The following is a 24,342-nucleotide window of genomic DNA, read 5'->3' on the forward strand; positions in this document are numbered from 1 at the left end:
GAAACGTCGGCACCGGCGAAAGTCTCCTGGTCAGTGCGCCTGCCGGACCCGGGTGGCTCCCTGGTGGACCGGCGGCGCGGCGACGGCCGTCCTTACACAGAACCTTCCGGCACCTGCGCGGCACCGGCGCTCTGTCCGGCGGCCGTGGTTGATGCGGCCGGGGAAGCGTCGCGGTCGGGCGCGAGCGGGTCGGTCACCGTGCCGGACTCCTCATCGAGCAGCCCCTGCGCCAGCCTGGTCACCGCAGCGGGGACCGGCGGCGCCAGGTCGGCCGTAGCGCGGAGACCGGACAGGACGTCGTCGGGTCGAACGGCAGGTGTCAAGTGCCGAACAACCAGCCGCAGTATCGCACAGGCACCGTCGCCGGGCCTATCGGCCGGAGCGTCGAGGGCCTCGAGTCGGACCACCGCGGCGCGCGTGTCGAAGGTGCGCAACCCATTTTTCGTGCGGCGCTGGACCTCGACGGTCTCCGCCGCGAGAAAGGCCGCCACGGCGCGCTCGGCGTCCGCGACCTCGACGCCGTCCAGCCGCAGCTCCCAGACGGAGGCCTCGAGCCGGTCGGCGAAGGAGGAGGTGTGCGCCTCCACCGCGTCCGTGATGTCGAGCCCGTCCGGCAGCGACTCGTCGAGCAGCTCGCGCAGCTGCTGCGGGTCGCGGGCCTCGGCGAGCTGGATCTCCAGGAACTCGGCCTCACTGCCCGTGCCGGTGGGGGCGGCGTTGGCGTACGACACCTTGGGGTGCGGGGTGAAACCGGCCGAGTACGCCATGGGCACCTCGGCGCGGCGCAGGGCCCGCTCGAAGGCGCGCTGGAAATCACGGTGGCTGGTGAACCGGAGGCGGCCGCGCTTGGTGTAGCGCAGACGAATGCGCTGCACCGCGGGTGCGGGCGGCGGGCCTTCGGGCTGTCGCTTGCCCAGTGTTCTGTCCTTCGTGAGTGCGGTCGTACTGCTACCTAGAGTACGTGCCTCGCGGGACGGCGCGTCCGGGCGGGTCAGGACTCGTCGGTGACGAAGATGTCCTTGTCGTTGAAGACCTCGACGATGAAGATCAGCAACCGCCCCATGCTCACCGAGTACTCGACGAGGATGTTCTGCGTCAGGCGGATCGTGCGGTCGTCACCGGTGGAGCTCATCGGACGCGAGAGCTCGGTGAAGGGATCGCGGGCCAGCAGCGAGATGCCCTTGTCGAACGCCGCCCGCTGCTGATCGTCCAGACGGTCACGACGGACGGCCGCCTGCTCGGTGAAGTAGATCTGGTACGTCGGCGTCACGTCGGTCTCCCCTTGCCCCGTGCGGCTACGCGGGAGGCGCCGGGCCTCCCGCGTAGGTCACGCTATTACTTGACCACCGTCAGCGGCAGCAGTTTCTTGCCCGTCGGGCCGATCTGGATGCTCGTGTCCATCTGCGGGCAGACGCCGCAGTCGAAGCACGGGGTCCAGCGGCAGTCCTCGACCTCGGTCTCGTCGAGGGCGTCCTGCCAGTCCTCCCAGAGCCAGTCCTTGTCGAGACCGGAGTCCAGGTGGTCCCAGGGCAGGACCTCCTCGTACGTGCGCTCGCGCGTCGTGTACCAGGCGACGTCGACGCCCTGCGGCGGCAGCGTCTGCTCGGCGCTCTTGATCCAGCGGTCGTACGAGAAGTGCTCGCGCCAGCCGTCGAAGCGGCCGCCGGACTCGTAGACCGCGCGGATGACGGCGCCGACGCGGCGGTCGCCGCGGGAGAGCAGGCCCTCGATGATGCCGGGCTTGCCGTCGTGGTAGCGGAAGCCGATCGAACGGCCGTACTTCTTGTCGCCGCGGATCTTGTCGCGCAGCTTCTCCAGCCGCGCGTCGGTCTCCTCGGCGGAGAGCTGCGGCGCCCACTGGAACGGCGTGTGCGGCTTGGGCACGAAGCCGCCGATGGAGACCGTGCAGCGGATGTCGTTCTGGCCGGACACCTTGCGGCCCTCGGCGATGACGTTGACCGCCATGTCGCCGATCTGGAGGACGTCCTCGTCGGTCTCCGTCGGCAGGCCGCACATGAAGTACAGCTTCACCTGGCGCCAGCCGTTGCCGTACGCGGTGGAGACCGTACGAATCAGGTCCTCCTCCGAGACCATCTTGTTGATGACCTTGCGCATGCGCTCGGAGCCGCCCTCGGGGGCGAAGGTGAGGCCCGACCGGCGGCCGTTGCGGGTGAGCTCGTTGGCGAGGTCGACGTTGAAGGCGTCCACGCGGGTCGACGGCAGGGAGAGGCCGATCTTGTCCTCTTCGTAGCGGTCGGCGAGGCCCTTGGCGATGTCACCGATCTCGGTGTGGTCCGCGGAGGACAGCGACAGCAGGCCGACCTCCTCGAAGCCGGTGGCCTTCAGACCCTTCTCCACCATCTCGCCGATGCCGGTGATGCTTCGCTCCCGCACGGGGCGCGTGATCATGCCGGCCTGGCAGAAGCGGCAGCCGCGGGTGCAGCCGCGGAAGATCTCGACGGACATGCGCTCGTGCACGGTCTCGGCGAGCGGGACGAGCGGCTGCTTGGGGTAGGGCCACTCGTCGAGGTCCATGACGGTGTGCTTGGACACGCGCCACGGCACGCCGGAGTGGTTGGGCACGACGCGGGCGATCCGGCCGTCCGGCAGATACTCCACGTCGTAGAAGCGCGGCACGTACACGCCGCCGGTCCGGGCGAGGCGCAGCAGCACCTCGTCGCGGCCGCCGGGGCGGCCCTCGGCCTTCCAGGCCCGGATGATGTCGGTGATCTCCAGCACGGCCTGCTCGCCGTCGCCGATCACCGCGCAGTCGATGAAGTCCGCGATCGGCTCGGGGTTGAAGGCCGCGTGGCCGCCGGCGAGGACGATCGGGTCGTCGAGCGTGCGGTCCTTGGACTCCAGCGGGATGCCCGCGAGGTCCAGGGCGGTGAGCATGTTGGTGTAGCCGAGCTCGGTGGAGAAGCTCAGGCCGAAGACGTCGAACGCCTTCACGGGCCGGTGGGCGTCCACGGTGAACTGCGGGACCTTGTGCTCGCGCATCAGCTGCTCGAGGTCGGGCCACACGCTGTACGTGCGCTCGGCGAGCACGCCCTCGCGCTCGTTGAGGACCTCGTAAAGGATCATGACGCCCTGGTTGGGCAGCCCGACCTCGTAGGCGTCGGGGTACATGAGCGCCCAGCGGACGTCCGTGCTTTCCCAGGGCTTGACCGTGGAGTTGAGCTCCCCGCCGACGTACTGGATCGGCTTCTGCACATGCGGGAGCAGAGCTTCGAGCTGCGGGAAGACCGATTCGGCAGACATACGAACCTTCGTGAGCTGACAGGGGTGACCCTCAAGGCTAACGCAGCCGTGGTCGCCCCTCTGCACAGTGATCTTGAAGGCGCCGGGCCGCCCGGGAGGCGGTCACGCCCCCAGCGCCTCCCGGTACCGCTTGCGCGACGCCTTCCGCCACAGCCCCGGCAGCTCCCGTTCGTCGTCGGCCGCGCGCCGCTCCTCCCGGCCGTACAGGAGTCCGAGTGTGAAGGTGCTCTCGCCCGCGGCGTGGGCCTCGGCCGCGAGCGTGCGCAGGGCGGTGCGCGCCATGACGCTGTCCTGGTGGTCGCCGAGCAGGGTCTGTACGGACTTCATGCGCCCGGCGAACCGTTTCGCCGGTTTCCCCAGCGCCGACTGCGCCGCCTCCGCGGCGTAGCGGACGCGCTTGGCGGCCTTGCGGGCGTCGTGCAGGACGGTGTCGCGCTCCGGCCCCGGCCCGGTGGTGAGGGCGTGCTCGACGCGGGCGGCGAGGCGTCCGTAGTCGCGCAGGACGGCCCCGGCCAGTACGTCGCCGGGCGGCAGGGCGGCTGCGGGGAGCAGGGGCGGGTCGGCGAGGAGGGCGTCGAGGGTGTCCAGGAGCGTGAGGTAGCGGTCGCCGTCGAGGAGCGCGGCGAGGCGCTTGCGGGCGCCCTTGCCGCGGCCCGCCGCGGCCCCGCGGAGCCGGGCGCGCACGGGTCCGAGGACGAGCGTGCCGTCCACCTCGGACAGCCGCTCGGCCAGCCGCTCGGCGAGCACTTCGCGGTCGCGGTCGACGCCGAGTTCGGCGGCGAGCCACTTCAGTTCCTCGCCGATCGGGTCGGTGGCCTTCCGGTCGAGGACCTTGCCGTATGTGCGGAAGGCGCTGCGGAGCCGCCGGGTGGCGACCCTCATCTGGTGGACGGAGTCCTCGGCCCGGCCGCGGACGGCGGGGTCGAGGGCGAGGAGGGCGTCGGTCTGTTCGCGGACGTACGCCAGGACGTGGTCACCGGCGGTGGGCCGCGCGGGCTTCCCCGGTCTCTTCCGCGTGGCCTTCGGCGGTGCGGGGTCGGTCTCCTCCAGGGCCCGGGCCAGCTTGGAGGGGGCCTTCGACTGGCGGAGCCCGGCCTTGCGCAGGCGCCGCTCCACGGTGTCGAGGAAGGCCGGATCGGCACCCTCGCCGAGCTCGACCTCGACCTCGGTCCAGCGGGCGGTGCGGCCGCCGCGGGTGAGCCGGTCGGCGGTGACCGCGTCCTCGCTCGCCTCGGCGAGGAGGACCCCGTCGTCGTCGAACAGCTGCCGGACCGTGCGGCGGGAGACGATGCGGACCAGCGGGGTGAGGTCGGCGCGGCGGATCCGGGAGCGCACGAGGTCGGTGAGGGCGCGCGGCACGGCCGGGGAGAGGGGCGCGCGGATCTCGTCGCGCACGCCGGGGGCCACGGGGAGCTTGAGGTGCCAGCCGGCGTCCGTTCCGCCGGTGCGGCGGCGCAGGGTGATGTGGGCGCCGGTCAGCCGGCGGTCCGCGGTGTCGTAGTAGACGGCGTCGAGCTTGTGCGTCCCCCGGTCGGTGACGGTCGCGACGCCTTTGACGCGGCGGAGGTCGGGCAGTCGGGCCTTGCCCGTGCTGTCGCCGGGTTCGTACTTCCGCTCGATCTCTCGCACGGTGTCCGCCATAGGGCGAATCTAACCCTTGGTCGCCCCTCTGGGCAGGGCTTGTCGGTGGCCCGGCTGGTTATGGCTGTGCGAGCGGTGGTTTTTCACGCCGACATCGGGCGCTGGACCTTGATCGACTGGAGGAGTCCGATCGCGATCCACGCCGCGAACATCGACGAGCCGCCGTAGGAGACGAAGGGCAGCGGCAGGCCCGTCACCGGCATGATCCCCAGCGTCATCCCGATGTTCTCGAACGCCTGGAAGGCGAACCAGGCGATTATCCCGGCCGCGACGATCGTCCCGTACAGCTCCGTCGTCTCGCGTGCGATCCGGCACGCGCGCCACAGCACGACACCGACGAGGAAGATGATCGCGCCCGCGCCGACGAAGCCGAGCTCCTCCCCCGCGACGGTGAAGATGAAGTCGGTCTGCTGTTCGGGCACGAACTGCCCGGTCGTCTGGGAGCCGTGGAAGAGCCCGGAGCCGGTGAGGCCGCCGGAGCCGATGGCGATGCGGGCCTGGTTGGTGTTGTAACCGACGCCGGAGGGGTCGAGCGCGGGGTTGGCGAAGGCGGCGAAGCGGTTGATCTGGTACTCGTCGAGGACGCCGAGCTGCCAGACGAGGACGCAGCCGAGGACGCCCGTGCCGAGCAGGCCGGCGATCCAGCGGTTGGAGGCGCCGGAGGCGAGCAGCACGGCGAGGACGATGACCACCAGCACCATCACGGAGCCGAGGTCGGGCATCAGCAGGATGACCAGGATCGGCAGGGCGGCGAGGCCGAGGGCCTGCACGACGGTGCGGTGGTCGGGGTGCGCCCGGTCGCCCGCGTCGACCTTGGCGGCCAGCAGCATCGCCATGCCGAGCGTGATGGTGATCTTGGTGAATTCGGACGGCTGGATGGAGAAGCCGCCGCCCAGCTGGATCCAGGAGCGGGCGCCGTTGATGGTCGCGCCCAGCGGGGTGAGCACGGCGGCGGTGAGCAGCACTGAGACGCCGTAGAGGATGGGGACGGCACCGCGCAGGGCGCGGTGGCCGACCCAGACCGCGCCGATGGCGAGGCCGAGCCCGATGCCGGTGTTGAGGATGTTGCGGAGCAGGAAGTAGTACGGGTCGCCGTGGGTGAGCTCGTGGCGGCCGCGGGTGGCGGAGTAGACGAGCAGGGTGCTGATGCCCGAGAGGGCGAGCGCGGCGAGCAGCATGACCCAGTCGAGGCGGCGGAGGACGGAGTCGCGGGCGGTGAGCGTGCCCCAGATGCCGCGCTCGGGGGTGTAACGGCGGATCCTGTAGCCGCCGGTGGCGCTCATTGCTGCTTGTCGTCCTTCCGGGCGGGCGGGGAGGGCGCGTCGATCTTCTGGGCCTCGATCGTGCCGTCCTTCTCGATCTTGGGGAGTCCGCTCTCGGGGTGCGGCAGCAGGGCCTTGCCCGGGTCGATCCTGCCCTTCTCGTCCACGCCGTAGAGCGCGTTGTAGATGTTGCGCACGGCGGGGCCGGAGGCGCCGGAGCCGGTGCCGCCCTGAGAGATCGTCATGATGACGGTGTAGTCCTGGGTGTACGTCGCGAACCACGAGGTGGTCTGCTTGCCGTAGACCTCGGCGGTGCCGGTCTTGGCGTGCATCGGGATGTCCTTCTGCGGCCAGCCCTCGAAGCGCCAGGCGGCGCTGCCGTTGGTGGCGACGCCGGCGAGCGCGCCGTCGAGCTGGTCGCGGGTCTTCTGGTCGAAGGGCAGCCGGCCGTGGGCGGTGGGCGCGATCTCCTGGACGCTCTTGCCGTCGGGGCTGACGATGGCCTTGCCGATGGTGGGGTTGTAGAGCGTGCCGCCGTTGCTGATGCCCGCGTAGATGGTGGCCATCTGGATGGGGGTGACGAGGGTGTCGCCCTGGCCGATGGAGTAGTTGACGGAGTCACCGGCGCGCATCCGCATGCCGGACTCGCAGTTCTCCTTGGCGATCTTGGCGGCGTAGTCGTCGCCGCTGTTGCCGCCCTGCTTGCACCAGGTGTCCTTGTTGGCCTCCCAGTACCGCTTCTTCCACTCGCGGTCGGGGACCCGGCCCTTGACCTCGTTGGGGAGGTCGATGCCGGTCTCCTTGCCGAGGCCGAAGTCGTGGGCGGTGCGGTAGAACCAGTCCGCGGGGTGCTTGGGGTTGTTGCCGCCGTCCTTCTGCCACTGGCGGAAGGCCAGGTCGTAGAAGACGGTGTCGCAGGAGACCTCCAGCGCCCGGCCGAGGTTGATCGGGCCGTAGCCCTTGGACTCGAAGTTCTTGAAGACCTGGTTGCCGATGCTGTACGAGCTGGAGCAGTTGTAGTTGTCGGTGAAGGCGTACCCGGCCTTGACCGCGGCGGTGGCGGAGATGACCTTGAAGATCGAGCCGGGTGCCGCCTGCCCCTGGATGGCCCGGTTGAGCAGGGGGTAGTCGGAGTCCTTGCCGGTGAGCTGCTTGTAGTCCTTGGCGGAGATGCCGCCGACCCAGGCGTTGGGGTCGTAGGTGGGGTTGGAGGCCATGGCCACGACCCGGCCGGTCCTGGACTCCATCACCACGACGGCGCCCGCGTCGGCCTTGTAGTTGACGCCGGTGTTCTTGTCGAGCTCCTTGCGGGCGTCCTTCATCGCCTGGTCCAGTTCCCGTTCCGCTATGGCCTGCACGCGGGCGTCGATGCTGGTGACGATGTTGGAGCCGGGCACGGCCTTGTCGCTCTTGGCCTTGCCGATGACGCGGCCGAGGTTGTCGACCTCGTAGCGGGTGACGCCCGCCTTGCCGCGCAGCTGGGTGTCGTACTGCCGCTCCAGACCGGAGCGGCCGACCTGGTCGGAGCGGAGCAGCGGGGCGGAGCCGGACTTGGTCTTGCTGATCTCGTCGTCGGTGACGGGGGAGAGATAGCCGAGCACCTGGGCGGTGTTGGAGCCGCCGGGCCCGGCGTAGCGGCGTACGGCCGTGGGCTCGGCGGTGACGCCGGGGAAGTCCTCGGCGCGCTCGCGGATCTGCAGGGCCTGCTGGGTGGTGGCCTCGTCGGTGATGGGGATGGGCTGGTAGGGCGAGCCGGCCCAGCAGGGCTTGGGGGTCTTGGCGTCGCACAGCCGCACCTTGGCGGCGACGTCCTCGGGCCTGAGGTTGAGGACCCCGGCGAGCCGGGCGAGGACGGCCTTGCCCCGGTCGTGCATCTTCAGCAGGTCGGTGCGGTTGGCGGAGACGACGAGGCGGGTCTCGTTGTCGGCGAGGGGCACGCCGCGGGCGTCCAGTATCGAGCCGCGGGTGGCGGGGGCGACGACCTGCTGGATGTGGTTGTCGGCGGCTTCGGCGGTGTACTGGTCGCCGTTGCGGATCTGGAGGTACCAGAGGCGCCCGCCGAGGGTGAGCAGGAGGGAGACGACGAGGATCTGGATGGTGACGAGGCGGATGGTGACGCGGGAGGTCCGCCCGGTGTCGGGAAGATTGCTCATGACGCCCCCTCAGCCGTCCGCAGATGATCCTTGCCGTTGGGTGCCGTGCCGGTCACAGCCGCCGGACCCCCTTGACGCGCCCCTGGCGCCGGACCGGCCTGCCGAAGAGGCCGCCGCGCTGGCCGCCGAGGCGGGGGAACGCGCCCTCACCGCCGCCCCCCAGCGTGGCGGGGCCCTCGCCGGCGAGCGGGTCGTTCTCGGTGCGCCGGGCGAGCGCCATGATCAGCGGCACGGTGAAGGGTGCCAGCAGCAGGTCGTAGAGCGTGGCGGTGAGGACGAGGCCGGTCAGTCCGACGTGGCGGGCGGCGGTGTCGCCGACGAGTGAGCCCACGCCCGCGTAGAGCAGGGTGGAGCCGATGGCCGCGGCGACGACGACGAGCATGGGGACGGTGGCCGAGCGGAGCCGTCCGGACTCCGGCCTGACGAGGCCGACGAGATAGCCGATCACGCACAGCACGAGGGCGTACCGCCCGGTGGCGTGGTCGGCGGGCGGCGCGAGGTCGGCGAGGAGGCCCGCGCCGAAGCCGATGAGGGCGCCGCTGGTGTGCCCGTAGACGAGCGTGAGGCCGATGACGACGAGGAGCATCAGGTCGGGGACGGCGCCGGGGAGATGGAGCCGGGCGAGGACGGTCACCTGGACGACGAGGGCGATCACCACGAGCGCCGACGAGAGCAGGATCCGGTTGATGCGCATCGGTTCAGTCCTGGGGTTTGGCGCTCGCGGAGGGGGTGGCCGTCACGGTCACCGTGGGGGTCGGCTTGGGGGCTTCCGGTTTCGGCGGCAGGACGGTGTCGCGGGGGTCGGTACGGGGCGCCTCGATGACGACGCCCACGATGTCGAGCCTGCTGAAGCCGACGAAGGGCCGGATCTGGAGGGTGCGGGTCAGGCTGCCGCCCGCGGGTTCGACGCGGGTGACCTCGCCGACGGGGACGCCGGGCACGAACGGCTTGTCCCTGCTGGAGCCGAAGGTGACGAGGCGGTCGCCCTCGTGGACGACGGCCTTGCCGTTGAGGAGCTCGACGCGCAGGGAGCGGTCGCCCTGGCCGGTGGCGAAGCCGAGTTCGCCGGACTTCTCCATGCGGGTGCCGACGGTGAACTTGGGGTCGGTCGCCAGCAGGACGGTGGCGGTGGACCGGGAGACGGTGGTGACCCGGCCGACGAGACCGTCGCCGTTGAGCACGGTCATGTCGCGCCGGATGCCGTCGTTGCTGCCCGCGTCGATGGTGACCGTCCACGAGAAGCCCTGGGCGGCTCCTATGGCGATGACCTGGGCGCCCTTGATGCCGTACTGGCCGCGGCCCGCGGTCTTGAGCATGGCGTCGAGCTCGCGGGCCCGGCCGCGGTTGCGGTCGTTGCTGCCGAGGCGCTGCTTGAGGGTGGCGTTCTCCCGCTCCAGCTGGGCGATGCGGCTGTGCCGGCCGCCGGAGTCCCGTACGGCCGCGATGGCGTTGCCGACCGGGTCCACGGCGTCGGCCACCCCCGCCTCCACCGGCCCGAAGGCCGAGGCGGCGGCGTGCCGGACACCGTCGAGCGGGGACTGCTCGCCACCGCGGATGTCCACCGTGATCAGTGCGAACGCGACGGCGACCAGCAGCACCAGTAGCAGCCGGCTCTCTCGTGTGTCCCTCACGTGCGGCGGCGTGCCCTTCTCGTCGGACCGGTCGGCTGCGGGTCCGGGCCGGTCATCGGGAGCGTTCTGCCTGTATATCAGGTTGTTTACCGGCAGCGGGTACAGCTGGGCACGACCCTCGCGCCGCCCTGTCACGGGCGGCGCAAGGGTCCGGCCGGGGCCGACGCGTCAGCCCCGGCCGGTCTGCCTGATCACCGGCGGGGCTGGGCGTCCAGCACCTGCTGGAGCGCCTCGAACTCCTCGACGCACTTGCCGGAGCCCAGGGCGACGGAGTCCAGCGGGTCCTCGGCGATGTGGATCGGCATCCCGGTCTCCCGGCGCAGCCGCTCGTCGAGGCCGCGCAGGAGAGCGCCGCCGCCCGTGAGAACGATCCCGCGGTCCATCACGTCACCCGACAGCTCGGGCGGGCACTTGTCGAGGGTGGTCTTGACCGCGTCGACGATGGAGTTGACGGGCTCCTCGATGGCCTTGCGGACCTCGGCGGCCGAGATGACCACGGTCTTGGGCAGACCGCTGACGAGGTCGCGGCCGCGGATCTCGGTGTGCTCGTCCTGTTCGAGGTCGTAGGCCGAGCCGATGGTGATCTTGATCTGTTCGGCGGTGCGCTCACCGAGGAGGAGGCTGTACTCCTTCTTGATGTGCTGGATGATCGCATTGTCCAGCTCGTCGCCCGCGACCCGGATGGACTGCGCGGTGACGATTCCGCCGAGGGAGATCACGGCGACCTCGGTGGTGCCGCCGCCGATGTCGACGACCATGTTGCCGGTGGCTTCGTGCACGGGGAGGCCGGAGCCGATCGCGGCGGCCATCGGCTCCTCGATGATGTGCACCTGACGGGCACCGGCCTGGGTGGACGCCTCGATCACGGCGCGGCGCTCGACCCCGGTGATGCCGGAGGGCACACAGACCACGACGCGCGGGCGGGCCATCCAGCGCCGTTTGTGGATCTTGAGGATGAAGTAGCGGAGCATCCGCTCCGTGATCTCGAAGTCCGCGATCACCCCGTCCTTCAGCGGACGCACCGCGACGATGTTGCCCGGGGTCCGGCCGATCATCTTCTTCGCCTCGGCACCCACCGCGAGGATGCCACCGGTGTTGGTGTTGATGGCTACGACGGACGGTTCGTTGAGGACGATGCCGCGGCCTCTGACGTACACCAGCGTGTTGGCGGTCCCGAGGTCGACAGCCATGTCACGGCCGATGAACGACATGTTGTTCCCCATGAGGATACGTCTGGCCTTCCCAGCTGGAGCGAATGCTTACTTGAGGTCGGCAGGGTGTGCGGTGCGCTGCGGGGCGCGGAGGCTTCATCGTAGTCTCGACCGGTCGTACGCGGCGCGAGGGTTCCTCCGCCATTGTCGGCGGAACGCGAGCCCGCCCCAGTAATGGTGACGTCGTGTCGGAGTGAGAGGTTCCCTCGTTCGCCGCGCATATGCCAGGGGCGGCCGAAAAGAAATCGGCCGCCCCTGATCAGAATGGGTGCGTCTCTGATGAACTATCAGGCAAGGCCCGGAAAGAAAATCTTGATTTCCCGCTGGGCGGACTCCTCGGAGTCCGAGGCGTGGATGAGGTTCTCGCGCGTGATGGTGCCGAAGTCGCCACGGATGGAGCCCGGGGCGGCCGAGATGGGGTCGGTCGGACCGGCCAGCGCGCGCACGCCCTCGATCACACGCTCCCCCTCGACCACCAGGGCCACGATCGGCCCGGAGGACATGAACTGCATCAGGGGCTCGTAGAAGTCGCGGCCGACGTGCTCGGCGTAGTGCTGCTCCAGCGTGCCCCGGTCGAGGGTGCGCAGCTCCAGCGCGCTGATCGTCCAGTTCGCCTTGCGCTCGATCCGGCCGATGATCTCGCCGACCAGGCCACGCCGCACGGCATCCGGCTTGAGGAGGACGAGGGTGCGCTGGCTCATATTTGCGGCTCCTTGCGGGCGGGACAACAGTGCGGCGAGGGTATCGCGGATCATGAGCACCCGGGACAGGGGTCCGGGGCGCAGCCCCGTGCGGGAGGCCCGCACCGGGTTACGCGGGATCGGCCGCCTCGGTCTCCTGCGCGGCGAAGCGCGCCTTCGCCTCGTCGACCTTGCCCCCGAAGTGCACCGACGCCCACCACAGCACCCCGAAGACGACGCCCAGGATGAACATCATCGGCACGACGAACCCGCTGAGGACCAGGCCGATCTGCAGCAGCCACCCCAGCTGTACGCCACCGGGCCGCCCGAGCATCCCGCACAGCAGGACGCTCAGGACCATGGCCGTGCCGCTGACGGCCCAGACCGTGCCGTCCGACAGGCCGGACGTCTGCATGGCCACCAGGCCGGCGAATCCGATGACGAAGAATTCACCGATCAGGGTGCTGGCGCACAGCATTCGCATGTCAGTCCCTCCCCAGGAGCAGCCGGGCCTCGCCGACCGTGATCACGGAGCCGGTCACCAGGACGCCCGCGCCGGAGAACTCGCCCTCTTCCTCCGCGAGGGTGATGGCCGCCTCCAGGGCGTCGTCGAGCCGGGGCTCGACCTGCACGCGCTCGGCGCCGAAGATCTCGACCGCGATCGCGGCGAGGTCGTCGGGGTCCATGGAGCGGGCGGTGGAGTTCCGGGTCACCACGACCTCGGCGAAGATCGGTTCGAAGGCTTCAAGGAGCCCCTTGACGTCCTTGTCGGCGCTGGCGCCGACCACACCGATGAGGCGGCTGAAACCGAACGCCTCGGTGACCGCCTCGGCCGCGGCGGCCGCGCCCGCGGGGTTGTGCGCGGCGTCCAGCACCACGGTGGGGCTGCGGCGCACGACCTCCAGCCGGCCCGGCGAGGTGACGGCGGCGAAGGCGCGGCGGACGGTGTCGAGGTCGAGCGTGCGGGCGTGCTGCGAGCCGATGCCGAAGAAGGCCTCGACGGCGGCGAGGGCGACCGCGGCGTTGTGCGCCTGGTGGGCGCCGTACAGCGGGAGGAAGACGTCGGGGTACTCGCCGCCGAGCCCGCGCAGCGTCAGCAGCTGGCCGCCGACGGCGACCTCGCGGGAGACGACGCCGAACTCCATGCCCTCGCGGGCGACCGTCGCGTCCGCGTCGACCGAGCGCTTGAGGAGGACCTGCGCGGCGTCGACGGGCTGCTGGGCGAGGACGACGGTGGCGTCCTGCTTGACGATCCCGGACTTCTCCCCTGCGATCTCGCCGGGGGTGGCGCCGAGCCGGTCGGTGTGGTCCAGCGAGATGGGGGTGACGACCGCGACCGTGCCGTCGATGACGTTGGTGGCGTCCCAGGTGCCGCCCATGCCGACCTCGACGACCGCCACGTCGACGGGGGCGTCCGCGAAGGCCGCGAAGGCCATGGCGGTGATCACCTCGAAGAAGGACAGCCGGTGCTCTTCGCGGTCGTCGACCATCTGCACGTACGGCTGGATGTCGCGGTAGGTCTCGATGAAGCGCTCGGCCTCGATGGGGGCGCCGTCCAGGCTGATCCGCTCGGTGACGGACTGGACGTGCGGGCTCGTGTAGCGGCCGGTGCGCAGGTCGAAGGCGCCCAGCAGGGCCTCGATCATGCGGGCGGTGCTGGTCTTGCCGTTGGTGCCGGTGATGTGGATGGCGGGGTACGCGCGCTGCGGCTGCCCGAGGATGTCCATCAGGGCCTCGACGCGGCGCAGCGAGGGGTCGAGCTTGGTCTCGGGCCAGCGCCCGGCCAGCTCGGCCTCCACCTCGCGCAGCGCCCGGTCGACCTCGGGGTCGGCGGGGCGGGCCGGGACGCCGTCGCCCTGCGGCGGGCCGCCCTGGGCGCGCAGGGTGCGGCTGCCCGCCTCGATCACGGCGAGGTCGGGGTCGCGGTCGGTCTCGGCGTCGACAATCTCGGCAAACCGGTCGTCCTCGCCGGGGCCGGTGTCGTCGTTCTCGTCGTTCAGGGGGCGCTCGGTCACGCGGTCCAGTCTACGGAGCCGCACTGACAGCGCGGCCATCAGGAGTCCTTGGCCAGCGCCGCGCGCATCATCGCCTTGGCCACGGGGGCGGCGAGTCCGTTGCCGCTGACCTCCGAGCGGTCGGCATCGCTGTCGGCGATCACGACGGCGACGGCGATCTGCTTGCCCTGACTGTTCTGGGCGTAGGAGACGAACCAGGCGTAGGGCGTGCCGCTGTTGTCGACGCCGTGCTGGGCGGTGCCCGTCTTGCCGCCGACGGTCAGGCCGTCGATCTTGGCGTTGCTGCCGGTGCCCTGTTCGACGACGGTCTGCATGGCGGACTTCAGCTGCCGTGCGGTGTCGGCGGACATCGCCTGGCCGTACTGCTTCGGGTCGCTCTTCTCCAGGACGCCGGAGGTGCCGTCGGTGACGCGGTCGACGAGGCGGGGCGTCATCAGCTTGCCGTCGTTGGCGATTGCCGAGGAGACCATGGCCATCTGGAGCGGGGTGGCCTGGTCGTTGAACTGCCCGATGCCGGACAGCGCGGTCTGCGAGGCGTTCATGTCGGTCGGGTAGAGGCTCTTGGCGGCACGTACGGGCGTGTCGATCTTGCCGTCGTTGAAGCCGAACTTCTCGGCCTGCTGGGCGACCTTCTGCGCGCCGAGCCGCTCGGCGAGGTGCCCGAAGACGTTGTTGCAGGAGTACTGGAGCGCCGTGCGGATGCTGGCGTTCTTGCAGGGGGCGCTGGTGTTCTCGTTGGGCAGGTAGGTGCGGGTGCCCGGCAGGAGGTAGGGGTCGGGGCTGTCGGTGGCCTCGTCGACGGAGGAGTAGAGGCCGTTCTCCAGGGCGGCCGCGGCGACGACGAGCTTGAAGGTGGAGCCCGGCGGATAGGTCTGGCGCAGCGCGCGGTTGAGGGTCGGCTGCCGCTTGTCCTTCTCCAGCGCCTCCCACGCCTTCTGGTCGGCGGTGGAGGATCCGGCGAAGCGCCCGGGGTCGTACGAGGGGGTGCTGGCCATGCCGAGGATCGCCCCGGTGGCGGGGTCGAGGGCGATGGCGGCCCCGGTCTTGTCGCCGAGCCCCTCGAAGGCGGCCTTCTGCACGGCCGGGTCGATGGTGGTGAGGACGTCGCCGGGGTCGGGCTGCTTGTTGGTGATGGCGTCGGAGGGACTGCGCAGCCGGTCGTCCTCGCCGGTGAGGACGGACCGGTAGAGGCTCTCCAGCTGGGTGCTGCCGTAGATCTGCGAGGAGAAGCCGGTGACCGGTGCGTAGAGCTCGCCGTCGGTGTAGGTGCGCTTGTACTTCAGGTCGCCGCTGGTGGCCGTGGAGCCGGTGAGGAGCTTGCCTCCGGCGAGGATGTTGCCGAGCGGCCGGGAGTGGGCGGCTATCGCCTGGCGCGGGTTGTGGGGGTTGTCGTCCAGGCTGCCCGCCTGGGCCGCCTGTATCCAGGTGGCCCGTACGAGCACCGCCAGGACGAGCAGCAGGGAGAAGACGGCGACGTGCCGGACGGGCTTGTTCATGGGGGGCGCGGTCCCTCTCCTTGGCATACGGTTTTCCCGAAAACTCCGTTAAGCGGAGTTAGTGTTCCCCGACTCCATGAGAGCTGGCTGAGAAAAGATGCCGTCCGAGGACCGGGACCGGCTCCAGGCGGTCCTGGAAGCGCTGCCGGCGGGCGCACTCGTCCAGGGCCCGGCGGACGAGGTGGTGGCGACCAACCGGCGCTTCGTCCGCATGTTCGACCTTGAGGGCCGGGCCGACCTCTCCCCCGGCGCTCCCCTGCGGCCGGTGGTCCCCCTCGTACGGGCCTTCTTCGCGTCCGGCTTCGCCGGCCCCGGCACCCCGGGCGAGATCCTCGCCGGGCGCCACGTGCACCGTACGGCCGAGATCCCGCTCACGGACGGGCGCACGATCCGGCGCGAGGTCGAGCCGCTGCGCCGTGCGGGCGACCACCTCGGGGCGCTGTGGACCTTCCAGGACATCACCGACCGCAAGCGGCGGGAGCACGACCTGGAGCGCGACAACCTCGCGCTCACCGAGCTCGCGCGGCAGCGCAACGCCTTCACCGCGGCCGCCTCCCACGAGCTGCGGACGCCGCTCACGTCCATCATCAGCTTCTGCGAGCTGCTGGCCGACCCCGCCGCGGGCGACGCCCTGGGCCCCGACCAGCTGGCCTTCCTCGACGCAATCCGCCGCAACGCCGACCGGATGCAGCGGGTGATCGCCGACCTGCTGCTGACCACCCGGATGCGGGCGGCCGCTCTGGAGCTGGAGTTCGACGCGGTGGACGTGCCCGGAATGCTCCAGGACGCGGTCCTGGAGCGGCTGGCCACGCCGCAGGGAGCGGCCGTCTTCACCGTCCTGGACTGCGCGCGGGGACCCGTTCTGCGAGGCGATCGGCATCGGCTCCAGCACGTCCTGGCCAATCTGCTGGAGAACGCCGCGAAATTCACCCCACCGGACGGCCGGATCACCGTCACGGCCGCCCCCCGAGGGCATTTCTGGGAGATCGAAGTAATCGATACGGGAATCGGCATCCCGCATAAATTCCGTGAGGAAATCTTCACAGGCTTTGTCCGCGCACCGAATGCCACCAGTGGCGGCTATCCCGGCACCGGTCTGGGGCTCGCCATCAGCCGCACCGTCGTCCAGCTCCACGGCGGCACCCTCACCGCGGGCGGCACCGAGGGCGAGGGCGCGGCCTTCCTGATCCGGCTGCCCGTCACCGGGCCCGGCCCCGACACGGCACCCACCGGGGAGACCCCGCCATGAGCCGCGTCCTGGTGGTCGAGGACGACCCCGACCTCGCCCTCGCCCTGCGCACCCTCCTCGGCCGCGCCGGCTACGAGGTCATCCACGCCGACAACGGCCGCGACGGGCTGCGGCTGCTCTTCGCCGAACGGCCCGCGCTGATGCTCCTCGACGTCGGCCTGCCCCAGCTCAACGGCTGGGAGGTGCTGGAGCGCACCCGGGACCTCAGCGACCTGCCCGTCCTCCTGCTCACCGCCCGCGGCGCCGAGACCGACCGGGTCCGCGGGCTGCGCGCCGGGGCCGACGATTATCTGCCCAAGCCCTTCGGCAACGACGAGCTCCTCGCCCGCGTCGAGGCCCTGCTGCGCCGGACCGCGCCCACCCGCTGGGCCGGCGACTCCTTCGACGACGGCCTGCGGCTCGTGCCGGAGCGGCGCTCCGCGGTCTGGCAGGGGCACGAGGCGCGGCTCAGCGACATCGAGTACCGGCTGCTCCAGGTGCTCGTCCGCAACCGGGGGCGGGTGCTCACCACCGACCAGCTGCTCGACCGCGTCTGGGACGACCCGGAGGGGACGGGCCGCGAGCGCGTGAAGTTCGCCGTCCTGCGGCTGCGGCGCAAGCTGCGGCAGGCGGCGGGCGACGAGGCCGCGGATCCGCTGGAAGCGGTCCGCGGCCTGGGCTACCGCTACCGCACGGGCGAGTAGCTCCCGGGGCTCCGCCCCGAACCCCGGGACCAAAGTCCCGAAAGTCGCGTTCGCGGCAATCGCAACCGTCCGACAACCAAGCCCCATCCAGACCCGCAACCAACCCCTCGCACTCTCGGAGCTGTCCTCGCCGTCAGCCCCAGGAGTCACCCCGTGTCGCACCTCCCCGCCCGTAGCGTCGCTGTCGTCCTCGGTACCCGCCCCGAGCTCGTCAAGCTCACGGACCTCGTCCGCCTGCTGGGCCCCGCGGCCCACCTGGTGCACACCGGTCAGCACTACGACGAGGAGCTGTCCGGCCGTTTCCTCACCGAGCTCGGCCTTCCCGAGCCGACCTTTCTGACCGGTATCGGCGGGCAGCCCCGCGCCGTGCAGATCTCCGCCGCGCTCGCCCAGCTCGACGAGCTGTTCACCACCGAGCCGCCGCTCGCCGTCGTCGTCCAGGGCGACACCAACGCGGCCCTCGCCGGGGCGCTCGCCGCGAACTCCCGCGGCATCCCGCTGCTGCACGTCGAGGCCGGGCTGCGCAGCCACGACCGCAACATGCCCGAGGAGCACAACCGCGTCCTCATCGACCGCATCGCCGACGTGCTGTGCGCGGCGACCGAGGACAACCGCGCCAACCTCCTCGCCGAGGGCGTCGACGACGCGCGCGTCGCCGTCACCGGCAACACCGTCGTGGAGGCCGTGCACGGCCAGCTGCCGGACGCCGCCGCCCGCGCGGAGCTCGTCGAGCGGCACGGGCTGACCGCCGACTCGTACGTCCTGGCCACCGTCCACCGGCCCGAGAACACCGACTCCGTGGCCGCCCTCCGGGCGATCTTCACCGAGCTGTCGGCGCTCGCGGAGTCCGTCCCCGTCGTCGTGCCGCTGCACCCGCGCACCCGGGCCCGGATCGCGGCCGCCGGCCTGGAGGGCCTGCTCACCGGACTGACCGTGTGCCGCCCGCTCGGCTACGGCGAGTTCCTCGCCCTGGCCCGCCACGCGGCGCTCCTGGTCTCCGACTCCGGCGGCATCCAGGAGGAGTGCACCGTGCTGGGCCGCCCGCTGGTCGTCGTCCGCCGCTCCACGGAGCGCCCGGAGGCCATGGCGGACTTCGCGGACCTGGTGGAGCCGGGCCCGCAGATCGGCGCCGCTGCCCGCCGCCGGCTCGCCGAGGGCCCGGCGGGCCTGGCCCGGCTGGCGTCGCTGCCGAGCCCGTTCGGCGACGGCAGCGCGTCCGAGCGCATCGTCGCCCTGCTCGCCGCCGTCGCGGCACCGGAACGGCTCGCCGTGGCGGCGTAACGCCGGCCCGACGCCCCCGCGACCGCCCTCCCCCCGCACCCCCCGGAGTCCCGCCCCCATGTTCGACAGCCCCCTCCTGTTCGTCTTCCCCTTCTTCCTGCTGCTCTGCTTCCTGCTCTACTGGGCCGGTGCGCGGACCTCGTACCTCCGGCGACCCGAGGTCGAGGACGGCAACGCCGCCGCGTTCGACTGGCACTTCTTCGTGCCGTGCCGGGACGAGGAGGCCGTGATCGGGACGACCGTCGACCGGCTGCGCGCGGACCACCCAAGTGCCCATGTGTGGGTCATCGACGACGACAGCGACGACCGCACCGGCGCGATCGTCGCCGAGCTCGGCGAGACGGACCGCCGCGTCCACCTCGTGCGCCGCCACCGGCCCAACGCCCGGCTGGGCAAGGGCGCCGCGCTCAACGCCGCGTACGACGAGCTGAACGAGTACCTGTCGGAGGACGTCGACCGCGAGCGCGTCGTCGTGTGCGTCATCGACGCCGACGGCCAGCTCGACCCCCGTGCCCTGGACCGCGTCAGCGGCCCCCTCGGCTTCGGCGACCCGGAGACCGGCGGCGTGCAGGTCAGCGTGCACATGCGCAACGCCGACGACCCGCGTCCGCTCCCCGACCGCGGCCGCCTGCGCAACGCCTTCGCCCGCCTGCTCGTCCGCATGCAGGACATGGAGTTCTCCGTCTCCAACGCCGGCATGCAGCTGCTGCGCGGCCGCACCGGCTCCGTGGGCCTGGGCGGCAACGGCCAGTTCACCCGGCTCGCGTCCCTGGACCGGATCGCGGCGGCCGAGCGCCGCCCCTGGCAGCGCGGCGCGCTCCTGGAGGACTACGAGCTCGGCCTGCACATGATCCTCAACGGCGACCGAATAACCCACATAGCGGACACCTGGGTCTCGCAGGAGGGCCTCCCGCACGGCCGCCGCTTCCTCACCCAGCGCACCCGCTGGGCGCAGGGCAACCTCCAGTGCGTCCGCTACGCGCCCCGCATCGTTTCCTCGCGCCACTACAGCGGCAAGGGCGTCCTGGAGACCCTCTACACCTTCCTCCAGCCGGTCGCGCACCTGGTGACACTCGCCCTCTGCGCGGTCATGTTCGTCCTCCTCGGGCTGACCGTGGCCGACGAGGGCGCGGGCGAGGCGTTCGGCGGCATGCTGTCCCTGTGGCCGCTGGTCGTCGGCCTGGCCGTCGTCTCCGTGCTGCCGTTCGTGCTGTGGGGCCCGGTCTACCGCCGGGACCGCGCACCGGGCCGCTCGCTGCTCGTCTCCCTGCTGTGGGGGCTGGCCCTGTGGCTGTACGCGTACCACCTCTTCCCGGCGTCCGCCCGCGGCTTCGTCCGGATGCTGCGCGGCCGCAACGGCTGGGCGAAGACGCGGCGCAACGCGGAGGTCGTCACCTCCGGCCCGATCGCCGTGGAGAGCTGACCTCGGCCTCCGACAGTTGGCGCCCGCCCGCTGAACAAACCATGATTTGGGCCACACTTGAGCCCCACGGGGCAACCTCCTGACCCCTTCCACCATCTGACCGCCGGGGAAATCATTGCCCGGAGCGGTTCCGGGTGGCGGAAGAGGTCAGGAGCGTTGTGCGGACACCGCAACTCAGCAATCGGATGCACTTGTTGCTGCTCACGGCGTGGACCGTGCTGTGGTTCGCCCTGGTGGAGCCGAGCGGCGGCTTCTCCTGGCACTATCTGCGCACCGGCGGCGAGCTCATCTACGACGGGAGCAACGGGACGGGCGGGCTGAACCTCTACGCCCACCACCCCGAGCTCCAGATGGGCCCCATCAGCTTCCTGGTGGCGGGCCTGTTCAACCCCTTCTCCGAGCACACCGGCCAGTTCCTCGCGGCGGCGTTCATGTCCGCCCTGGGACTGGTCATCGTGGTGCTCGCGGGCCGCAGCGCCGCCACCCACTTCCTGGGCACCGGCACCAACCACCAGCGCCTGCGCCGGCGCGTGCTCATCGCGGGCGCGGCGTTCATCCCCATGTGGATCGAGGTGGCGGTCCGCTTCGGGCACCTGGACGACGTGCTCGCGCTGTTCTTCACCGCGCTGGCCGTCTGGTTCCTGACCCGCTGCAACGCCGCCGCCGTCGGCATCTGCCTCGCCCTCGCCCTGGACTCCAAGCCGACCGCGCTGGCGTTCCTGCCGCTGATCCTCGCCCTGCCCAGGGACCGCTGGATGCGCGCGGTGCTGTGGTGCGTGGGCCTGGTGGCCGTCGCCTGGCTGCCGTTCTTCCTCATGGACCCGCACTCCTTCGCCGCCGCGAAGTTCACGATCCCCAACAACCCGGCGTCCGCGCTGCGCTGGCTCGGCGGAAACACCCCCGAGACCCCCAACTGGGCCCGGCCCGCCCAGGCCGCGCTCGGCCTCACGCTCGGCGCGGTCGCCGTGTGGCGCGGCCGCTGGGCGGGGGTCGTGCTGCTGGGTGCGAACGCCCGCATCCTCCTCGACCCCAGCGTCTACACCTACTACACGGCGTCCGTGCTGCTCGGCACCCTGCTGTGGGACGTGTGCGGGCAGCGGCGCCTGGTGCCGTGGTGGAGCTGGATCGCGCTGATCGTGCTCTACGGCAGCGTCTTCGTCGTCCACGACGACTCGGCGCGCGGCCTGATCCGGCTGCTCTTCGTGGCCGTGTCGACGGTGTACGTGCTGTTCTGGCCGCAGCGCAACCGCAGAAGCCACCGGCCCCTCAACCGGGTGGAGGAAGAGCCCGTGGAGGGCCCCTGGGGCCCCATGTGGGACCCCGGCCGGACCAAGCCGTGGACGCGCTACACCCCCGCGGAAGCGGGACCGTCCGGGCACTCCCCGGGCCACCCCCGCTGATACGCGAAAGCCGCCGCTGCCGGTACGGAACCGGCAGCGGCGGCTTTGTTTCGCTCGGGGGCCTCAGCCCTGCGGCAGGGCCGCCAGCTGGGTCGTGATCCTGCTGATGTCCTCGTCGGCCGGCTCACCTCCGCTCACGCGGAGCGATTCGGCCCCGTCTGCCAGCGGAGCACAGTCCTCTGCCAGACGGGGCCGATTTCTCCAGCCTCAGCCCTGCGGGAGCGCGGCAAGCTGTGCCGAAAGCCGCTCGATGTCAGCCTCTGCTGCGGCAAGCCGCGCCTTGATCTTCTCCACGACGGGCTCAGGAGCCTTGGCCAGGAACGCCTCGTTGTTCAGCTTGGCGTTGGCCTGGGCCTTCTCCTTCTCCGCCGCCGCCATGTCCTTCGTCAGGCGCTTGCGCTCCGCCTCGAAGTCGATGACCCCGGACAGGTCCAGCGCGACCGTGGCGCCCGCGACCGGCAGCGTCGCGGTGGCCTGGAAGCCGTCCTCGGCGGGCTGGAGGCGCAGCAGCTGACGGATCGCGGCCTCGTGCGCCGCCAGGGCGGTGCCGGTCAGGTCGAGCTTCGCCGGGACCCGCTGGCCGGGCTGGAGGCCCTGGTCGGAGCGGAAGCGGCGGACCTCGGTGATGACCTGCTGGAGGTTCTCGATCTCCTGCTCGGCGCCCGCGTCGCGGAAGCCGCTGTCGGCCGGCCAGTCGGCGATGACGACCGACTCCTTGCCGGTGAGCGTCGTCCACAGCGTCTCGGTGACGAACGGGACGACCGGGTGCAGCAGTCGCAGCGTGACGTCGAGGACCTCACCGAGGACGCGGGCCGAGACCTTGGCCTGCTCGCCGCCGCCCATGAAGGTGGTCTTGGACAGCTCGACGTACCAGTCGAAGACCTCGTCCCACGCGAAGTGGAAGAGGGCGTCCGACAGCTTGGCGAACTGGTAGTCGTCGTAGTACGCGTCGACTTCGGCGACTGTGGCGTTGAGGCGGGAGAGGATCCAGCGGTCGGTGGCCGACATCTGCTCGACGGGCGGCAGGTCGCCCTCGACCGTCGCGCCGTTCATCATCGCGAAGCGGGTGGCGTTCCAGATCTTGTTCGCGAAGTTCCGCGAGCCCTGGACCCAGTCCTCGCCGATCGGCACGTCGACACCGGGGTTGGCGCCCCGGGCGAGGGTGAAGCGGACGGCGTCGGAGCCGTACTTGTCCATCCAGTCCAGCGGGTTGACCGCGTTGCCGAAGGACTTCGACATCTTCTTGCCGAACTGGTCGCGGACCATGCCGTGCAGGGCGATGGTGTGGAACGGCGGGGTGCCGTCCATCGCGTACATCCCGAACATCATCATCCGGACGACCCAGAAGAAGAGGATGTCGTAGCCGGTGACGAGGACGGAGTTCGGGTAGAACTTCGCGACGCTGTCGGTCCGCTCGGGCCAGCCGAGCGTGGAGAAGGGCCACAGGCCGGAGGAGAACCAGGTGTCCAGGACGTCGGTCTCCTGGTGCCAGCCCTCGCCGGTGGGCGCCTCGTCGTCCGGTCCGACGCAGACCATCTCGCCGTTCGGCCCGTACCAGACGGGGATGCGGTGGCCCCACCACAGCTGGCGCGAGATGCACCAGTCGTGGAGGTTGTCGACCCAGCCGAAGTAGCGGGACTCCATCTCCTTGGGGTGGATGGCGACGTCGCCGTCGCGGACGGCCTTGCTGGCGGACTCGGCCAGCGGGCCGACCTTGACCCACCACTGCATGGACAGCCGCGGCTCGATGGTGGTCTTGCAGCGCGAGCAGTGCCCGACGGAGTGCTCGTACGGACGCTTCTCGGCGACGATGCGGCCCTCGGCGCGCAGGGCGCCGACGATGGCGCTGCGGGCCTCCAGGCGGTCCAGGCCCTCGAACGGGCCGGGCACGGTGATGACCGCGCGCTCGTCCATGACGGTGAGCATCGGCAGGTCGTGGCGGCGGCCGATCTCGAAGTCGTTCGGGTCGTGCGCCGGGGTCACCTTGACGGCGCCCGTGCCGAACTCCGGGTCCACGTGCTCGTCGGCGACGACCGGGATCCGGCGGCCGGTCAGCGGCAGCTCGATCTCCGTGCCGACCAGGTGCCTGTAGCGCTCGTCCTCGGGGTGGACGGCCACGGCGGTGTCACCGAGCATCGTCTCGGCGCGGGTCGTGGCGACGACGATCTCCGAGTCCCCGGAGCCGTAGCGGATCGAGACGAGCTCGCCGTCGTCGTTCTGGTACTCGACCTCGATGTCGGAGATCGCGGTGAGGCAGCGCGGGCACCAGTTGATGATGCGCTCGGCGCGGTAGATCAGCTCGTCGTCGTAGAGCTTCTTGAAGATCGTCTGGACGGCCTTGGAAAGGCCCTCGTCCATGGTGAAGCGCTCGCGGGACCAGGCCACACCGTCACCCAGGCGGCGCATCTGGCCGGAGATCTGCCCGCCGGACTCGGCCTTCCACTGCCAGACGCGCTCGACGAACGCCTCCCGGCCGAGGTCGTGGCGGGACTTGCCCTCCTTGGCGAGCTCGCGCTCGACGACGTTCTGCGTGGCGATGCCGGCGTGGTCCATGCCGGGCTGCCACAGCACCTCGTAGCCCTGCATCCGCTTGCGGCGGGTGAGGGCGTCGATCAGCGTGTGCTCGAAGGCGTGGCCCAGGTGGAGGGAGCCCGTGACGTTCGGCGGCGGGATGACGATCGTGTACGGCTCTTTGTCGCTCTTCGCGTCCGCCTCGAAGTAGCCCCGCTCCACCCAGCGCTCGTACAGCGGCCCCTCTACGTCGGCCGGCGCGTACTGGGTCGGCAGTTCGGGGTTGCTGTCGTTCGGCCCGCTGTCGGGGCGCTGAGTGTTCTCGGTCACGGGAGGAGTCTACGGGGGCGTGTGCGGGGGTTACGAATCCATTCCGGGCCCCGGGACGGGGCCCGGCGGCACCGTCGGAAAGGATGGCGTGGAACTGATCTTCCGCGACACGCAG

The 24,342-nt window shown here is 71.1% G+C and carries 19 protein-coding genes; 5 read left to right on the plus strand and 14 right to left on the minus strand.

The genetic code is table 11. The features are described from left to right. Window positions 1–92: 92 nt before the first annotated feature. The 13 genes from ABD269_RS00545 to ABD269_RS00605 form a co-directional block, all read right to left on the minus strand. Window positions 93–875, minus strand: a complete 783-nt coding sequence (locus ABD269_RS00545) for a TIGR03936 family radical SAM-associated protein (RefSeq protein ID WP_301887461.1) — start codon at window positions 873–875, stop codon at window positions 93–95. 116 nt (window positions 876–991) lie between these two features. After that, entirely contained in the window at window positions 992–1,270 is a 279-nt protein-coding gene (locus tag ABD269_RS00550; RefSeq protein WP_301887460.1) for a hypothetical protein, read from the minus strand. Between the two features lie 65 nt (window positions 1,271–1,335). Beyond that, window positions 1,336–3,261, minus strand: a complete 1,926-nt coding sequence (locus ABD269_RS00555) for a TIGR03960 family B12-binding radical SAM protein (RefSeq protein ID WP_344114910.1) — start codon at window positions 3,259–3,261, stop codon at window positions 1,336–1,338. 102 nt (window positions 3,262–3,363) lie between these two features. Beyond that, window positions 3,364–4,902: a CYTH and CHAD domain-containing protein gene (locus ABD269_RS00560; protein WP_344114912.1), complete on the minus strand. Its 1,539-nt coding sequence runs from the start codon at window positions 4,900–4,902 to the stop codon at window positions 3,364–3,366. Window positions 4,903–4,985: 83 nt separating this feature from the next. Beyond that, window positions 4,986–6,185 (minus strand): rod shape-determining protein RodA, encoded by a 1,200-nt coding sequence (rodA, locus tag ABD269_RS00565; RefSeq protein ID WP_301887457.1) that lies wholly within the window; start codon window positions 6,183–6,185, stop codon window positions 4,986–4,988. Next, entirely contained in the window at window positions 6,182–8,317 is a 2,136-nt protein-coding gene (gene mrdA, locus ABD269_RS00570; protein ID WP_344114914.1) for a penicillin-binding protein 2, read from the minus strand. The genes rodA and mrdA overlap by 4 nt, the downstream gene beginning before the upstream one ends. Window positions 8,318–8,369: 52 nt before the next feature. Then, on the minus strand, window positions 8,370–9,011 hold the full coding sequence (gene mreD / locus ABD269_RS00575) for a rod shape-determining protein MreD (RefSeq protein WP_301887455.1): 642 nt from the start codon (window positions 9,009–9,011) through the stop codon (window positions 8,370–8,372). Window positions 9,012–9,015: 4 nt separating this feature from the next. Beyond that, window positions 9,016–9,948: a rod shape-determining protein MreC gene (gene mreC, locus ABD269_RS00580; protein ID WP_344114917.1), complete on the minus strand. Its 933-nt coding sequence runs from the start codon at window positions 9,946–9,948 to the stop codon at window positions 9,016–9,018. Window positions 9,949–10,139: 191 nt separating this feature from the next. After that, window positions 10,140–11,159 carry a rod shape-determining protein gene (locus ABD269_RS00585; RefSeq protein ID WP_004950903.1) on the minus strand — a complete coding sequence of 340 codons (1,020 nt, stop codon included), beginning with the start codon at window positions 11,157–11,159 and terminating at the stop codon, window positions 10,140–10,142. Window positions 11,160–11,446: 287 nt separating this feature from the next. Further along, window positions 11,447–11,860 (minus strand): nucleoside-diphosphate kinase, encoded by a 414-nt coding sequence (gene ndk / locus ABD269_RS00590; protein WP_116211795.1) that lies wholly within the window; start codon window positions 11,858–11,860, stop codon window positions 11,447–11,449. A 109-nt stretch (window positions 11,861–11,969) separates the two neighbouring features. Beyond that, on the minus strand, window positions 11,970–12,323 hold the full coding sequence (locus tag ABD269_RS00595; RefSeq protein ID WP_301887450.1) for a DUF4233 domain-containing protein: 354 nt from the start codon (window positions 12,321–12,323) through the stop codon (window positions 11,970–11,972). A 1-nt stretch (window position 12,324) separates the two neighbouring features. After that, window positions 12,325–13,854, minus strand: a complete 1,530-nt coding sequence (gene folC / locus ABD269_RS00600; protein ID WP_344114922.1) for a bifunctional tetrahydrofolate synthase/dihydrofolate synthase — start codon at window positions 13,852–13,854, stop codon at window positions 12,325–12,327. 38 nt (window positions 13,855–13,892) lie between these two features. Further along, window positions 13,893–15,350, minus strand: a complete 1,458-nt coding sequence (locus ABD269_RS00605; RefSeq protein ID WP_344114924.1) for a peptidoglycan D,D-transpeptidase FtsI family protein — start codon at window positions 15,348–15,350, stop codon at window positions 13,893–13,895. Between the two features lie 97 nt (window positions 15,351–15,447). On the opposite strand from ABD269_RS00605, the gene ABD269_RS00610 reads away from it, so the two are divergent. The 5 genes from ABD269_RS00610 (at window position 15,448) to ABD269_RS00630 (ending at window position 21,386) form a co-directional block, all read left to right on the plus strand. Next, the gene (locus ABD269_RS00610; RefSeq protein ID WP_344114926.1) at window positions 15,448–16,599 is read left to right on the plus strand and encodes a PAS domain-containing sensor histidine kinase; all 1,152 of its coding nucleotides are present in this window, start codon (window positions 15,448–15,450) and stop codon (window positions 16,597–16,599) included. Beyond that, complete coding sequence (locus ABD269_RS00615; RefSeq protein ID WP_344114928.1) at window positions 16,596–17,282, plus strand: response regulator transcription factor; 687 nt, start codon at window positions 16,596–16,598, stop codon at window positions 17,280–17,282. The genes ABD269_RS00610 and ABD269_RS00615 overlap by 4 nt, the downstream gene beginning before the upstream one ends. A gap of 153 nt (window positions 17,283–17,435) precedes the next feature. Next, window positions 17,436–18,563, plus strand: a complete 1,128-nt coding sequence (gene wecB / locus ABD269_RS00620; RefSeq protein WP_344114930.1) for a non-hydrolyzing UDP-N-acetylglucosamine 2-epimerase — start codon at window positions 17,436–17,438, stop codon at window positions 18,561–18,563. Between the two features lie 58 nt (window positions 18,564–18,621). After that, entirely contained in the window at window positions 18,622–19,986 is a 1,365-nt protein-coding gene (locus ABD269_RS00625; RefSeq protein WP_344114932.1) for an XrtP-associated glycosyltransferase, read from the plus strand. 185 nt (window positions 19,987–20,171) lie between these two features. After that, complete coding sequence (locus tag ABD269_RS00630; RefSeq protein ID WP_344115396.1) at window positions 20,172–21,386, plus strand: hypothetical protein; 1,215 nt, start codon at window positions 20,172–20,174, stop codon at window positions 21,384–21,386. Between the two features lie 207 nt (window positions 21,387–21,593). On the opposite strand, the gene ABD269_RS00635 is transcribed toward ABD269_RS00630, so the two are convergent. Continuing rightward, the gene (locus tag ABD269_RS00635) at window positions 21,594–24,227 is read right to left on the minus strand and encodes a valine--tRNA ligase (RefSeq protein ID WP_344114934.1); all 2,634 of its coding nucleotides are present in this window, start codon (window positions 24,225–24,227) and stop codon (window positions 21,594–21,596) included. Window positions 24,228–24,342: the final 115 nt, after the last annotated feature.

The organism is Streptomyces blastmyceticus, assembly GCF_039521185.1.
In the GTDB taxonomy this organism is placed as follows: Bacteria; Actinomycetota; Actinomycetes; order Streptomycetales; family Streptomycetaceae; genus Streptomyces; species Streptomyces blastmyceticus.